Raw genomic sequence first — 13,461 nt, 5'->3', positions numbered from 1 at the left:
TGCTCGGTCCACCCTACGGAGAACTGCAAGCGGCGCGACTCGGCCCGCATTCCCCGCGAAGGTGGGTACGCACCCTTGTCACGGTCCGTTCAGAGCCCCTACTTTGGCGGCTCCCGATGCGTTCGAGGGGGACCCATGTCCGTACGCGGGCGGCACCGGCGGTACCAGCCGAGCCGTATCAACCGGGCGTCGCTGACCGTGACGGCGGGCGGGGCGGGCATGGCCCTGCCGCTGATCGGCGCGGGCGCCGCGCACGCCGCCTCCCTGGACGTCTGGGACAAGGTCGCGGCCTGCGAGTCCACCGACAACTGGAAGATCAACACCGGCAACGGCTACTACGGCGGGCTCCAGTTCAGCCAGTCGACATGGGTGGCCTACGGCGGCCGGCAGTACGCCCCGCGCGCCGACCTGGCGTCCAGGAGCGAGCAGATAGCCGTAGCCGAGAAGGTGCTGAAGGCCCAGGGTCCGGGCGCCTGGCCGGTCTGCTCGGGCGAGGCGGGCCTGACCCGGACCACCGCCCACACCACGCACACCGCCCACACCAAGCACACTGCCCCTACCGCGCACACCACCGAGGCGACCCAGCAGCACCACGCGCGCGTAGTCGAGAAGGCGGTGCCGCAGGCGAGCCCCACCAAGGTCCCCGGCAAGCGCGAGGGCTACACCGTCGTGCGCGGCGACTCCCTCTCCCGTATCGCCCACACCGAGCACGTCCGGGGCGGCTGGCACACGCTGTACACGGAGAACCGGAAGGTCGTGGGGCCCGACCCCGATCTGATTTTGCCCGGCCAGCGGCTGTCCCTGCCGGACACGGCGGCGCCGCCGAAGGCCCGCCCGAAGCCGCAGCAGCCGCAGCACCCCCAGCACAAGCAGCCCGCCAAGCCGCAGCCGAAGAAGCCCGCCGCCCCGCACAAGCAGCCGCACCGAACGCCCGTCGTCCACCAGACGTCCGGGTTCACCGCGCCCGTCGACGCCGGGCCCAGCACGCCGTACCACAAGGCCGGTTCGTCCTGGGCGAGCGGCTATCACACGGGCGTCGACTTCCCCGTCTCGACCGGGACCTCGGTACGGGCCGTGGCCACCGGCAAGGTCGTCGAGGCGGGCTGGGGCGGCAGCTACGGCTACCAGGTGGTGATCCGGCACGCCGACGGCAGGTACAGCCAGTACGGCCATCTCTCGGCGGTGAACGTACGGGCCGGACAGCAGGTCAACACGGGCCAGCGGATCGGCCGTTCCGGCTCCACCGGCAACGCCACCGGGCCGCATCTGCACTTCGAGATCCGCACCGGCCCCGGCTACGGCTCGGACATCGACCCGCTGGCCTACCTCAGGGCGGGCGGCGTCAGCCTCTGACCGGACTCGGCGCTCTCGGCGCTCTGACCGGGCGCCGGGATCCCCGGCAGGGTCTGCTTGCGCTCGGTGCGTGAGCGCCGGGAGGTCTCGCCGATCCGCTCGGTGGTGAGCAGGATCAGCCCGCCCGCCGCCACCACACCGCTGGCCAGCGCGACGGCCAGGCCGGCCGTCCCGTAGCGGAACTCCTCGCCGAACAGGGTGAGTCCGACGGTCGCCGCGACCACCGGGTTGACCACGGTGACGGTCGCCAGCGGCGCCGCGAGGCCCGCGCCCCGGTAGGAGGCCTGGGAGAGCAGCAGCCCGGCGGCGGCGAGCACGGCGATGGCGAGCAGGCTGGGCACCTCGCTGAGCTGGAGCCCCGCGTCCCAGTCCTCCGCCACCAGCTTGGTGAAGACCGACGCCATGCCGAAGGAGACACCGGCCGCGGCGGCGAGCAGCACACTGCGCACCACCGGCCGGTGCATCGCGCGCGAGGCCAGGAAGAGCACCGCCATCCCGCCGAAGGTGGCGCCCGCGAGGAGCAGACGGTCCCCGCCGCCGACCGAGTCGGCGTCCGCGTCGGTGGTGAGGGCGAGCAGTCCGGCGAGCCCGGCCGTCGCCATGACCGCGCCGCGCCAGGCCGCCGCGCCCGCCCTGCGGCGCACGAAGACGGCGGCCATCGGCAGCGCGAAGACGATGGTGAGCGCGCCCAGCGGCTGGACGAGGGTGAGCGGCCCGCACGCGAGTGCCACCACGTGCAGCAGGGCGCCGAGACCGTTGAGTGCCACGGAGACCCACCAGGCGCCCTGGCGGAGGTAGGTGCTGTCGGGGGTGGCCGCGGCCACGCGCTCCTGGACGATCGCCGCGGCCGCGTAGGCGACGGCGGAGACCAGGGAGAGCAGCACGGACAGGGCAAGGGCACTCATGCATCCACGATCTCTCGCGAATCGCCTTACGTCGTCGTCCTTGAGACCGCATTGACACGTACTGCCATAGGAGTACGTGGCTACTCCAGAAGTCGTCCATACAACGGACATTTGGCACAACTGCTGGTGAGGGCGGGTGTGAGGGGAACATTTCGGCCAGGAGCGGAACGGGGGATGTCGCGTAGTAGTCGCACGTGAGTTCGGTCGAAAATCTGGAAGAATCACGGCCATCCCGGCGCGGACACGCACCTGTCCGTGCGGGCGCGAGCGAAGGGACGAGCGGTGGATCTGGCGGCGCTGGCCGCGGTGGGCGGGTTCTTCGAGCTGCGCACCGGACCGGCCGACGGCGCCCACCGCCCGCTGGCGCGGTTGTACGGCGGTGAGGGCGGCCCGCTGAAGTCCCGGGTCGACGCCGTCACGTCGGCCCTGAGCGCCCCCGACCGCCGTACCGGCGCCTCCATCGCCCACCTGGGACTCGCCGCCCGCCTCTGGTCGATCGCCCTCGGGTCCGCCGTGCTCCACGGCGAACTGCCCGACCTCGACCCCGAGGCGCTGTCCTGGGACGGCGGCCGCGGTGCCCCCGACGACCTGCTGCTCGATGCAGGGCGGCGGGCGCTGCCCGGCACCGCCGCGCAGATCCGCGAGAGCGTCCAGGACGCCCACCTGGTCCCGCTCGCCGAGGCCTTCCGGCGCGACACCCGCGTCTCCCGTGGGCTGCTGTGGGGCAACGCGGGCTCCGCGCTCGCCGGGGCCGTGCGCGAGGTGCACCGCTGGGCCCTGCGCGAGGGCCGCCCCGACGCGGCCCGGCGGGCGCTGGAGCTCGGCGCCGAGCTCTTCTCCCACCCCGATCTGGCGGGCACCGGCACCCTGCTCCCCGGCCCGGCCTTCCGGCGCCGCAGCTGCTGCCTGTACTACCGCTGCCCGGGCGCGGGGCTGTGCGGCGACTGCGTCTTCGACCGGCCGCCCGTGCGCGTCTGACCGGCGCTTCACCGGCTCGCGGTTTGGTGTGCGGCGGCCTCGATCCGTACGATTGCGCTTTTGGTGACTTCCACGCGCGGGCGAGACCGCACACATGACCGAGGAACGGCGACGGCGATGACGGTGACACAGGACATCCAGGACCAGGAGTACGGTCCCGGCATCGGCCAGCAGCCCGGTGAACCCGAGGTCGCGTTCGGTCCCGGCATCGACCCGGAGCGCCTCGCCGTCTGCCTCAGCGTGCTGGACGAGCTCGACAGCATCGAGGTCGACCACCCGGACGCGATCGCCGTGCGCCGCGCCACCGCCGCGATCTACCGGACCGTGAAGCAGCGCCGCCGCCAGGAGCGCAGGGCCGCCAAGACCGCCCATGACCGGGCCGTCACCGAGGCCACCGCCACCGGCTCCGCCGAGCGCATCGACGACGAGACCGAGGGCATCCTGCCGTCGTCCGCGACCCCCACCGGCCAGATCGCGGGGATACTCCAGCGCCCGCGCTCCTGCTACATCTGCAAGGCGCGGTACGTCGAGGTCGACTACTTCTACCACCAGCTCTGTCAGAGCTGCGCCGCCGAGAACCGGATGCGCCGGGAGGCCCGCACCGACCTCAGTGGCAAGCGCGCCCTGCTCACCGGCGGCCGGGCGAAGATCGGCATGTACATCGCGCTGCGGCTGCTGCGCGACGGCGCCCACACCACCATCACCACCCGCTTCCCCAAGGACGCCATCCGCCGCTTCAAGGCGATGGAGGACTCGGCGGACTGGATGCACCGCCTGGAGGTCGTCGGCATCGACCTGCGCGACCCGGCGCAGGCGGTCGCCCTGGCCGAGCAGACCGCGGAGCGCGGCCCGCTGGACATCCTGATCAACAACGCCACCCAGACCGTGCGCCGGCTGCCCTCCGCCTACGCCGCCCTGGTCGACGGCGAGGGCGCGCCGCTGCCCGCCGGTGAGCTGCCCGCGCACCACGTCATCGGCGCGTTCAACTCGGGCGCGGTGGACGGCCTGGCCGCGCTGCCGCTCGGCACCTCCGGCCTCGACGCCCAGCGGGTCGCCGACCTCGCGCTGGTCGCGGGCAACGCCACCATCGCCAAGCACCACGACGGCACCGCCATCGACGCGGGCGGTCTGCTCCCGGACGTCGTCGACACCAACACCTGGGTGCAGTCGATCGACCAGATCTCCCCGGTCGAGCTGCTCGAGACCCAGCTGTGCAACTACACGGCGCCGTTCATCCTGATCAGCATGTTGCGCCCGGCGATGGCCGAGGCCGCCCGCAAGGCGCCGAACGGCCGCGCGTACGTGGTGAACGTCTCCGCGATGGAGGGCGTGTTCAGCCGCGGCTACAAGGGCGCGGGGCACCCCAACACCAACGCCGCCAAGGCCGCCATGAACATGGTCACGCGGACCAGCGGCCAGGAGATGTTCGAGACCGACAAGATCCTGATGACCTCGGTCGACACCGGCTGGATCACCGACGAGCGCCCGCACCACGACAAGCTGCGGCTCGCCGAGGAGGGCTTCCACGCCCCGCTCGACCTGGTCGACGGCGCCGCCCGCGTCTACGACCCGATCGTGCGCGGCGAGGCGGGCGAGGACCTGCACAGCGTCTTCCTCAAGGACTACGCGCCCGGGAAGTGGTAGACCGCACCCGGTAGGCGCACGGTGGCCGGACTCCCCCCGGGAGCCCGGCCACCGGTGCGTCGGGCGTCGGGCGTCAGGCGTCCGCTGTGCCGCCGTGCCGGGCGGCCACCAGCTCCAGGACCGGCCGCCAGTCCTCCATCACGCCCGCGTGGAGCCCCACGACCTTGCCGGCGTCGTCGGCCTGGCGCAGGGTGAGCGCCGCCTCCGCCTCCGGGTCGAGCGCGAAGGCGTCCGCCTCCTCGGGCGTCATCACCCCGCCCTGCGCCCGCAGGGTCCGTTCGCTCTGCGGCGACAGCGTCCGGTCGGGCTCGACGGCCGCGAGATAGCGCTTGGCCGGAACGTGCAGCCGCACCAGCGTGGCCACCCGTGCCCCCAGCAGCGGGCGCACCGCGTCCGCCGCGCGGTCCGCGTGCCCGGCGTCGTCACCCGGACGGAGCAGATGCCCGAGGTCGTGGACGAGCCCCGCGACCTGGAGCTCCTTGTCACTCGGATGGGCGCGCCGCAGCAGATGGGCGGTCTGTAGCGCGTGGTCGTGCAGATCGACCGGATCGCCGCTGCGGTCCGGTGTGTCCCAGGCGTCCCGGCAGGCGTGCAGCAGGTCCATCAGCTCCGCGACGGACCGAGGCCGGCTCGGCAGGTCCATGTGAACTCCTCCCCGGGTGGCGGTCGTCGCGGGCCAGCAGATCATGGCTGGATGAACTCCGTGCTGAACGCGCGGCGAAGGAAAGTTGACGCAAAGGAAGTGGCCCCATCGAGCGGGGGCCCGCTCATTTGGTTACTCTGACCCCGACGGAAGCCATCAAAGGATCGACCAGTCCTCGATGCCCGTTCCGGGACCGGCCCGCACACTGGGCCGAGCTTCCGACAGAGTGCCGGCGCCACCGCGTCAGAACTGCCCCTGACCCCTGCCCCCTTGGGTGGCCGGCGACCGGGAAGGGACCGGAGCCGCCAGTACGCCCAGGGTTACGCGACACAGAGGAGTGCGCGGTGACACCAGAGACGACAGAACGCGAACAGCGGACGCCCGAACACAGCGACCGGCCGGGCCGGCCCGAGAAGCTCCGCAACCTGGAGGTCTGGGCCCGTTCGGCCCCGATCCGGCTGGCCGGTTACGAGGACGACCTGGCCGAACCGCACATCCTGCCGGGCGTCGACTGAGCCGAGCGCCCGTCGGGCGGCGGCCGTCGACCGGACGGCCGGGCCGCCGTGACCCCGAGTGCGTGTGCCTGCGCCTGTGTGCCCCCTGTTCCGGCAGGGGGCACAGGTGTGTCCGGCCGCCCGGGCTTAAGCCTCCCGTACGGCGGCGGTCGGCTTGCGGGACCGGTGGATCTCCGGCAGACAATGAGGGATAACTCGGGGCGAATAGGTGGGAGATCTACGTGCGCTCGACCCCGCGCCGGTTCACCCTGGCGGCAGTCGTCATGTCCCTCGGAGTGCTCGTCGCGGCCTGTGGCGGTGACAGCAACGGCAGCAGCGCCTCCGACCAGAAGGAGCTGTTCCTGCAACCGGTCGCCGCGTCCGGCCCCGACCCGTTCACGGAGTCGACGGCCAAGTCGGCCAAGCCGCTCACGCCCTCCCAGCCGCCGTCGAACGTGCCCAGCAGCCCCACGGCGACCGTGCAGGCCATCAAGGCCGTCTCGGGCTCCACGCCCGGCCTCTACGGCGGCACCCAGTCGGTGGCGAGCTGCGACGTCGAGCAGCAGATCCGCTTCCTCGACGCCGACCGGGCCAAGGCGCGCGCGTTCTCCGAGACCGCCGGGATCAACCCGGGCGACCTGCCCTCCTTCCTGCGCGGGCTGACCCCCGTGGTGCTGCGCGCCGACACCCGGGTCACCAACCACGGCTTCAAGGACGGCCACGCCACGGCCTTCCAGTCGGTGCTCCAGGCCGGTACCGCCGTCCTGGTCGACGACCACGGCTCGCCCCGGGTGCGCTGCGCCTGCGGCAACCCGCTCAAGCCGCCGGTCGCCACCCGGGGTGCCGCCTCCCGGGGCCAGTCGTGGCCCGGCTACCAGCCGCAGCGGACCGTCGTCATCAACCGCACCACCACGGTCATCAACAGCCTGATCATCGTGAACGTCGTCAACAACACCTGGATCGAGCGGCCGACCGGCGACCACGGCACGCACGACCGCGAGCGGCCCGACATCCAGATCGACCCGACGGCGCCGGTGGTCAGCGACTCGCCGAGCGTGCCGGTGAGCCCGGACCAGTCCACCGCGGGCATCTCGCCGAGCCAGTCCGCGCCGTCCACCAACAGCACCTCGCCGAGCGTCAACTGCCCGAGCCCGGCCCCGACCGTCACGGTGACCCAGTCGCCGCCGACCGGCCCGCCCGGCGGCAACGCGCCGAGCACGCTCCCGCCCTCCGGCTGCCCGACGGCCACCGTGACCGTGAGCCCCAAGCTGACCAGCAAGCCCCCCACGGCCCCCAGCCGGCAGATCGTGCCGACGCCCTCCACCGAGCTGCCCACGCTGCCCTCGGAGCCGCCGCCGGTCTTCCCGCCGGACCCGTCCGGCGGCGGCGGGATGTCCTCGGGCACCTCCGACTTCGACACCGAGCCGCCGCTGGACGCCAGAATCCCCTGACGGACGCCCCCGATCGGACCGAGGATCGGAGTGACGATGGACGACTGGCCCGCGACCCCCGGTCACAGCCTCGCCCTCAACCGCATGGGCACCTTCGACTGGGACCTCACCAGCGGGCAGATGCACATGGACGCCTCGGCGCTCGCCGTCTTCGACATGACGCCCGAGGAGTACGACGACCGGCCCGAGACGCTGGGCAGCCGGGTCACCCCCGCCGAGGCGGCCCGGCTCGACGCGCTGGTCTCGCAGGCGCTGAAGAACGGCAGCACCCACTACGGCGCCTACTTCCGCGTCCGGCTGCGCGACGGCACCGCGCGCTGGACGCACACCCAGGGCTATGTGGTGCGCGCGGCCGGCGGCCGCCCGCGGCGCATCATCGGCGTGGTCCGGGACGCCACCCAGGAGCTCACCGAGTACTCCGACCGGCCGCCCGCCGACGACGAGGACCACCGGCGCCGTACCAGCGTGGTGGACAGCACCACGGCCGCCCTCGCGCACGCCCGTACCGTCCAGGACGTCATCGACGTGCTCAAGGGCTCGCACGGGCTGGAGCACCTGGGCGCCACCAGCCTGGTGATGGGCCTCCTGGAGGCGGGCCGGATCCACCTGGTCGCCGAGGGCCCCGAGGACAGCTTCGTGCCCGGCACCCGCTGGACCCGGGTCGACGAGCAGTACCCGATGAGCGAGGTCGTGCGCACGCTCGCGCCCCGGTTCATCCAGACCGCCGACGACTTCGCCGCCTCCTACCCGCGCCTGTGGCCGCACATCAGCGGCCTCGGTATCACCGCCGCCGCCTATCTGCCGCTGATCGCCCAGGCCCGCCCGATCGGCGCGCTCGGCCTGCTCTACAGCGACAAGACCGGGTTCACCACCGATGAGCGCAACCTCCTGGTGGCGCTGGGCAGTTCCATCGCGCAGAGCCTCCAGCGGGCCGTGCTGTACGAGCAGGAGCACGACCTCGCCGAGGGGCTCCAGCAGGCCATGCTGCCGCGCCGCATCCCCGAGGTGCCCGGCGCGCAGCTCGCGGTGCGCTACCGCTCGGCCCGGTTCGGCCGGGACATCGGCGGCGACTGGTACGACGTCATCCCGCTGCCCGGCGGCCGGGTCGGCGCGGTCATCGGCGACGTCCAGGGCCATGACACGCACGCCGCCGCCGTGATGGGCCAGCTGCGGATCGTGCTGCGCGCGTACGCCGCCGAGGGGCACACCCCGGCCACCGTGATGGCCCGCGCCTCGGTGTTCCTGCACGAGCTGGACACCGACCGGTTCGCCACCTGCACCTACGCCGAGGCCGACCTGTCGACCGGAGTCGTCCAGCTGGTGCGGGCCGGACACGTCGACCCGCTGCTGCGGTACACCGACGGCAGCTGCCGCAGACTGCCGGTGGAGGGCGGGCTTCCGCTGGGCCTGTCGGCGGAGTTCGGGCGGCTCGAATACCCCGTCTCCACCGTCGAGCTGGACCCCGGCCAGACCCTGCTGCTCTACACCGACGGCCTGGTCGAGCAGCCCGGCGCCGACCTCGACGACGGGATGCAGCTGCTCGCCTCACTGGTGCGCTCGGGGCCCGGCGACCTCCAGGAGCTCGCGGACCGGCTGTGCGACGTGGTCGACGACCGGGCGGGCGACGACGACGTGGCGCTGCTGCTCCTGCGCCGCCGCGCCCTGGAGGCCCCGCAGAGCGGCGGCCGGCTCCAGCAGCACGTGGCGCAGAACGACCCGGAGGCGCTGAGCTCCTCGCGCCATATGATCCGGGCGGCGGTACGGGCCTGGGGCGCCCGGGAGCGGGCCGACGAGATCGAGCTGGCCGCCGACGAGCTGATCACCAACGCGCTGATGCACACCGACGGCGGCGCCATCGTGACCGTACGGGTGCTGGCCGGGCCCCAGCGGCGGCTGCGCGTCGAGGTCGAGGACCGCTCCAGCGCGCTGCCGCGCCGCCGCGAGGCGGGTGACTCGGGGGTGTCGGGGCGCGGGCTGATGCTGGTGGACCGGCTCGCCGACGTGTGGGGCGTGGAGTCGAGGGGCAGCGGCAAGTGCGTCTGGTGCGAGTTCGTCGTCCCGGAACGCGGCGCCTCGGCCGAGATGTGAGACCGGCTCCCGTCCGGCCCCCGGCAGGGGCGGGAGCACGACCGGAATGCTGTCGTCCGCCCGGTTACTCTGTGAGGTATGCCGGAATTGCCCGAAGTCGAAGCGCTCCGTGAGTTCCTCGCCACCCATCTCGTCGGCCACCGGATCGCCCGCGCCCAGCCCGTCGCGATCAGCGTCCTCAAGACGTACGACCCGCCGCTGAGCGCGCTCGACGGGCGGACGGTCACGGGAGTGGGGCGGTACGGCAAGTTCCTGGACATCGACGCCGACGGGCTCCATCTGGCGGTCCATCTGGCCCGGGCCGGCTGGCTGCGCTGGCACGACGAGCTGCCCGCCGGGCCCCCGCGCCCCGGCAAGGGGCCGCTGGCGCTGCGGGTCGCGCTGGAGGGCGGCGCCGGGTTCGACCTGACCGAGGCGGGCACCCGCAAGAGCCTCGCCGCCTATCTGGTGCGCGACCCGGGGGAGGTGCCCGGCATCGCCCGGCTCGGGCCCGACCCGCTCGCCCCCGACTTCGACCGCGACCGGCTCGCCGGGCTGCTCGCGGGGGAGCGGCGCCAGCTCAAGGGCGCCCTGCGCGACCAGTCGCTGATCGCCGGGATCGGCAACGCCTACAGCGACGAGATCCTCCATGTGGCGCGGATGTCCCCGTTCAAGGCGGTGGACCGGCTCACCGAGGAGGAGATCACCACCCTCTACGAGGCGGTCCGCGCCACCCTCACCGACGCGGTGGAGCGCTCGCACGGCGTCGCGGCGGGCCGCCTCAAGGCGGAGAAGAAGAGCGGGATGCGGGTCCACGGCCGCACCGGCGAGCCCTGCCCGGTGTGCGGCGACACCGTCCGTGAGGTCTCCTTCGCGGACTCCTCGCTCCAGTACTGCGCCACCTGCCAGACCGGCGGCAAGATCCTCGCCGACCGCAGGATGTCCAAGCTCCTCAAGTAGCCGCCCCCGAGGCAGCCGTGCTCAGCCCGACCTGGTCAGCGTGGCGAGCCGGGCCCCGTCCTGGGTGCGCACCTCGAAGCGGGAGATGTCCGAGGGCGCCAGCGCCGCCGCCCCCCGCATCGTCACCTGCGCCCCGTCCCGTACCGCCCAGGTCGCCACCGTGTTCTCCTCACCGCCGCGCCCCACCGCGACCAGCGTGCACACCGCCGGGCCGCGCACCCCGCCCACGTCGAGGCCCACGTCGGTGCCGAACCCGGCGGGGGCCGCCGCCAGCGTCGCCGTCACCCCGGGAGCCGACGCGGTCGCCGCCCAGTGCGGCGCGGCCGGCTCCGTCAGCAGCGCCAGCGCCCCGAACGGCGCCCCCACCACCAGCGCCGCCGCGGCCACCAGCAGCCCGAGCCGCCGCCTGCGGCGCGCCCGCAGCCGGCCGCCCACCACCCCCAGCGCCGAGTGCAGCAGCGCGGGCGAGGGCACCGCGACCGGCTCCACCCCGGGCGGGGTCCAGCGGACGTACGCGGCGAGCAGCGCCTCCACGCTCCCGAGCTCCTCCAGCAGGCGTGCGCAGTGCGCACAGCCCGCCAGGTGCTCCTCGAAGCGGAAGGTGTCGGCGGCACCGAGGACCCCGAGCGCGTACGCCCCGATGTCCCGGTGGAGTTCCAGCGGCCTCATGCCGTCTGGTACGCAGACGGCGGCCCAATCACTCAAGTCACACGCGAAGGGACAGCGAGCAGCCGGCCCACCTACAATCCGGGCGCATGCTGCGCGTACTGGCGGTCGACGACGAAGCCCCCGCCCTCGAAGAGCTCCTGTACCTCCTGCGCTCCGACCCGAGGATCCGCAGCGCCGAGGGCGCCACCGGGGCCACCGATGCGCTGCGCCTGATCAGCGGCGCGCTCGACGCCGGGCCCGCCGACGACCAGGGCGTGGACGTCGTCTTCCTCGACATCCACATGGCGGGGCTCACCGGACTCGACATCGCCCGGCTGCTGGCCGGGTTCGCCCGGCCGCCGCTGATCGTCTTCGTCACCGCCCACGAGGGCTTCGCCGTGCAGGCGTTCGACCTGAAGGCGGTCGACTACGTGCTCAAGCCCGTCCGCCGCGAACGGCTGGCCGAGGCGGTGCGCCGGGTGGCCGAGCTGGCCGGGGAGCGCACCGGCCCCGGCGCGGCGGCCGACCACATACCCGTGGAGCTCGGCGGCGTCACCCGGTTCCTGGCCGTCGCCGACATCGCGTACGCCGAGGCGCAGGGCGACTACGCCCGGCTGCACACCGACTCCGGCAGCCATCTCGTGCGCGTGCCGCTGTCCACGCTGGAGGACCGCTGGCGCGCGCACGGGTTCGTCCGCATCCACCGCAGCCACCTCGTGGCGCTCGCCAGGATCGACGAACTGCGGCTGGACGCGGGCAGCATGACCGTCCGTATCAGCGGGGCCGAGCTCCCCGTCAGCCGCCGCCACACCCGTACCCTCCGCGACCACCTGCTGCGTCGCGGCGGCCGCTGACGCCCTGCCGGTGCCCCCCCGGCGGCGCGTCAGAACAGATGGATCGCCAGATGCCCGAGCGGCAGGCCGAGTTCCCACGCCGGGGTCCACACCCGCGGCTCGTCCTCGGCCTCGGCACGCGGGTCGACCCCGCCCGGCACCACCGCGTCCAGGTCCGCGGCCAGCAGCTCGGTCTCCTGGAGCCACTGCCACGCGTCCCGCGCCAGCGCCAGATCGGGGCCGGACTCCGCCGCCTCCCGCTCCTCCAGGCGCTCGCGGACCCAGCTGTGCCACGGCCGGCCGGCCGCGGTCAGCGAACTCCACTCGTCGAGCCGCGCCACCACCCGCGCGCCGCCGACCGCGCCGTCCGACAGGAAGATCGTCAACGCCAAGGCGTCGCGTCCGGCCCTGAACTCGAGCGTGGTCGGCGGCATCAGATCGCCGGTGCGCAGTAATTCGTCGGCGATGTACTCCGCGTACATCCAAGCCATCGGTACCAGCAGCTCGCCACCACTGGTCCCGTTCGTACCCTCCGGACGCATTCCTTCTCGCCTCTTTCATCGACTGTCCAGGCGCTCCAGGGAGCTCCAGGGAGCATTGAACCGGGGGCGCGCGCCCGCCGTGGCCAGAAGGGCAGGATCCGTCGTCCCACACGAGGTGCCCATGCATGTGCGGCAGCTGCTCGGCGCGTACGTCCTCGGCGCCCTCGCACCGGACGAGGACCGCCGGGTCGCCGGCCATCTGCGCAGCTGCCCCGGCTGCCGGGCGGCCTATCTGGAGGTGGCGGAGACACCCTCGCTGCTGGCCCTGCTCTCCGAGGAGGACCTGGCGGACGGGCCGCCGGACGAGTAGCCCGGCAGGACCCGCGCCAGGGCCCGCAGAGCATAGTACGAACGGGACTTGACGGTGCCGCACGGCACCCCCAGGACGTCGGCCGCCTCGGCCACGCTCAGTCCCCGGAAGTAGATCTGCGTCAGCACCGTGCGGTGCTCGGGGCTCAATGTGCGCACCGCGTCCCGTACGTCCAGCGCCGCCGCCGAGCGCTCGGCGTGGTCGTCCTGCGCCTCCACGCGCGCGTCCAGCACGGCGTCGTGGACCTCGACCGGCCGCGCCTGCCGGCTCCTGCGGGCGTCGATCGCGAGGCGCCGCCCGACGGTGAACAGCCACGGCCGCATCGAGGCGTACGGGCCCTCGAACGCCTCCGGGTGCTGCCAGGCCCGTACCAGCGTCTCCTGGAGCAGGTCCTCGGCGCGCTGGCGGTCGCCGTAGGTGAGGCCCAGCAGGAAGTGCATCAGGGCGGGGCCGTGCTCGCGCTGGAGCGCCGCGAGGTCGGGCTCGCGGGTGTAGCGCCGCGGCGGCGCCGCGCTCCGTGGGGCCGCATCCGAGGATCCCGTGCTCACCGTGGTGCTCCCTTCCCGAGAAGTCCGCAGGCCGCAGCCCGTATCCGAGCGCAGTCGCAGGCGAAGGGACAGCCGCCGGACCGCG

The 13,461-nt window shown here is 73.5% G+C and carries 13 protein-coding genes and 1 pseudogene; 9 read left to right on the top strand and 5 right to left on the bottom strand.

Translation table 11 applies throughout. The annotated features are described in order from the left end of the window. Positions 1-135: 135 nt before the first annotated feature. Entirely contained in the window at positions 136-1,353 is a 1,218-nt protein-coding gene (locus ABD236_RS14975; RefSeq protein ID WP_344074128.1) for a transglycosylase family protein, read from the top strand. On the opposite strand, the pseudogene ABD236_RS14970 reads toward ABD236_RS14975, so the two are convergent. Beyond that, positions 1,350-2,258, bottom strand: a pseudogene (locus ABD236_RS14970) (DMT family transporter); the annotation flags it as partial. The gene ABD236_RS14975 and the pseudogene ABD236_RS14970 sit on opposite strands and share 4 nt — an antisense overlap. A gap of 282 nt (positions 2,259-2,540) precedes the next feature. On the opposite strand from ABD236_RS14970, the gene ABD236_RS14965 reads away from it, so the two are divergent. Both ABD236_RS14965 and ABD236_RS14960 read left to right on the top strand, forming a co-directional pair. Further along, positions 2,541-3,236: a (2Fe-2S)-binding protein gene (locus ABD236_RS14965; RefSeq protein WP_344074127.1), complete on the top strand. Its 696-nt coding sequence runs from the start codon at positions 2,541-2,543 to the stop codon at positions 3,234-3,236. A gap of 117 nt (positions 3,237-3,353) precedes the next feature. Beyond that, positions 3,354-4,880 (top strand): SDR family NAD(P)-dependent oxidoreductase, encoded by a 1,527-nt coding sequence (locus ABD236_RS14960; protein ID WP_344074126.1) that lies wholly within the window; start codon positions 3,354-3,356, stop codon positions 4,878-4,880. A 73-nt stretch (positions 4,881-4,953) separates the two neighbouring features. On the opposite strand, the gene ABD236_RS14955 is transcribed toward ABD236_RS14960, so the two are convergent. Next, positions 4,954-5,523: an inositol oxygenase family protein gene (locus tag ABD236_RS14955; protein ID WP_344074125.1), complete on the bottom strand. Its 570-nt coding sequence runs from the start codon at positions 5,521-5,523 to the stop codon at positions 4,954-4,956. A gap of 344 nt (positions 5,524-5,867) precedes the next feature. On the opposite strand from ABD236_RS14955, the gene ABD236_RS14950 reads away from it, so the two are divergent. The 4 genes from ABD236_RS14950 to ABD236_RS14935 all read left to right on the top strand — a co-directional run bounded on the left by ABD236_RS14950 (position 5,868) and on the right by ABD236_RS14935 (position 10,495). After that, positions 5,868-6,038 (top strand): hypothetical protein, encoded by a 171-nt coding sequence (locus ABD236_RS14950; RefSeq protein WP_344074124.1) that lies wholly within the window; start codon positions 5,868-5,870, stop codon positions 6,036-6,038. Between the two features lie 221 nt (positions 6,039-6,259). Then, entirely contained in the window at positions 6,260-7,468 is a 1,209-nt protein-coding gene (locus ABD236_RS14945) for a DUF6777 domain-containing protein (protein WP_344074123.1), read from the top strand. Positions 7,469-7,504: 36 nt separating this feature from the next. Continuing rightward, positions 7,505-9,556, top strand: a complete 2,052-nt coding sequence (locus ABD236_RS14940) for a SpoIIE family protein phosphatase (protein WP_344074122.1) — start codon at positions 7,505-7,507, stop codon at positions 9,554-9,556. A gap of 78 nt (positions 9,557-9,634) precedes the next feature. Further along, positions 9,635-10,495 (top strand): Fpg/Nei family DNA glycosylase, encoded by an 861-nt coding sequence (locus ABD236_RS14935; protein ID WP_344074121.1) that lies wholly within the window; start codon positions 9,635-9,637, stop codon positions 10,493-10,495. Positions 10,496-10,516: 21 nt separating this feature from the next. Here ABD236_RS14935 and ABD236_RS14930 read toward each other — a convergent pair whose 3' ends face one another. Continuing rightward, positions 10,517-11,164: a zf-HC2 domain-containing protein gene (locus ABD236_RS14930; RefSeq protein ID WP_344074120.1), complete on the bottom strand. Its 648-nt coding sequence runs from the start codon at positions 11,162-11,164 to the stop codon at positions 10,517-10,519. An 86-nt stretch (positions 11,165-11,250) separates the two neighbouring features. Between ABD236_RS14930 and ABD236_RS14925 the strand changes: the two genes are divergently transcribed. Then, the gene (locus tag ABD236_RS14925; RefSeq protein WP_344074119.1) at positions 11,251-11,997 is read left to right on the top strand and encodes a LytR/AlgR family response regulator transcription factor; all 747 of its coding nucleotides are present in this window, start codon (positions 11,251-11,253) and stop codon (positions 11,995-11,997) included. Positions 11,998-12,026: 29 nt separating this feature from the next. On the opposite strand, the gene ABD236_RS14920 is transcribed toward ABD236_RS14925, so the two are convergent. Next, positions 12,027-12,518 carry a hypothetical protein gene (locus ABD236_RS14920; protein WP_344074118.1) on the bottom strand — a complete coding sequence of 164 codons (492 nt, stop codon included), beginning with the start codon at positions 12,516-12,518 and terminating at the stop codon, positions 12,027-12,029. 121 nt (positions 12,519-12,639) lie between these two features. On the opposite strand from ABD236_RS14920, the gene ABD236_RS14915 reads away from it, so the two are divergent. Then, a complete protein-coding gene (locus ABD236_RS14915; RefSeq protein ID WP_344074117.1) occupies positions 12,640-12,828 on the top strand; it encodes a zf-HC2 domain-containing protein in 189 nt (62 codons plus the stop codon). Here the strand turns inward: ABD236_RS14915 and ABD236_RS14910 are convergent. After that, positions 12,747-13,376: a sigma-70 family RNA polymerase sigma factor gene (locus tag ABD236_RS14910; protein ID WP_344074116.1), complete on the bottom strand. Its 630-nt coding sequence runs from the start codon at positions 13,374-13,376 to the stop codon at positions 12,747-12,749. The genes ABD236_RS14915 and ABD236_RS14910 overlap by 82 nt on opposite strands. Positions 13,377-13,461: the final 85 nt, after the last annotated feature.

The sequence above is a fragment of the Streptomyces crystallinus genome, from assembly GCF_039521265.1.
Classification (GTDB): domain Bacteria; phylum Actinomycetota; class Actinomycetes; order Streptomycetales; family Streptomycetaceae; genus Streptomyces; species Streptomyces crystallinus.
The sequence above is the reverse complement of the archived record's forward strand: the minus strand, read 5'-3'. Positions and strand labels throughout refer to the sequence as shown.

Bases quoted from the DNA above. Each gene is read 5' to 3' on its own strand.
- ABD236_RS14975 (WP_344074128.1), top strand. From the start codon at position 136: ATGTCCGTACGCGGGCGGCACCGGCGGTACCAGCCGAGCCGTATCAAC.
- ABD236_RS14960 (WP_344074126.1), top strand. From the start codon at position 3,354: ATGACGGTGACACAGGACATCCAGGACCAGGAGTACGGTCCCGGCATC.
- ABD236_RS14955 (WP_344074125.1), bottom strand. From the start codon at position 5,523: ATGGACCTGCCGAGCCGGCCTCGGTCCGTCGCGGAGCTGATGGACCTG.
- ABD236_RS14940 (WP_344074122.1), top strand. From the start codon at position 7,505: ATGGACGACTGGCCCGCGACCCCCGGTCACAGCCTCGCCCTCAACCGC.
- ABD236_RS14935 (WP_344074121.1), top strand. From the start codon at position 9,635: ATGCCGGAATTGCCCGAAGTCGAAGCGCTCCGTGAGTTCCTCGCCACC.
- ABD236_RS14930 (WP_344074120.1), bottom strand. From the start codon at position 11,164: ATGAGGCCGCTGGAACTCCACCGGGACATCGGGGCGTACGCGCTCGGG.
- ABD236_RS14925 (WP_344074119.1), top strand. From the start codon at position 11,251: ATGCTGCGCGTACTGGCGGTCGACGACGAAGCCCCCGCCCTCGAAGAG.
- ABD236_RS14920 (WP_344074118.1), bottom strand. From the start codon at position 12,518: ATGCGTCCGGAGGGTACGAACGGGACCAGTGGTGGCGAGCTGCTGGTA.
- ABD236_RS14915 (WP_344074117.1), top strand. From the start codon at position 12,640: ATGCATGTGCGGCAGCTGCTCGGCGCGTACGTCCTCGGCGCCCTCGCA.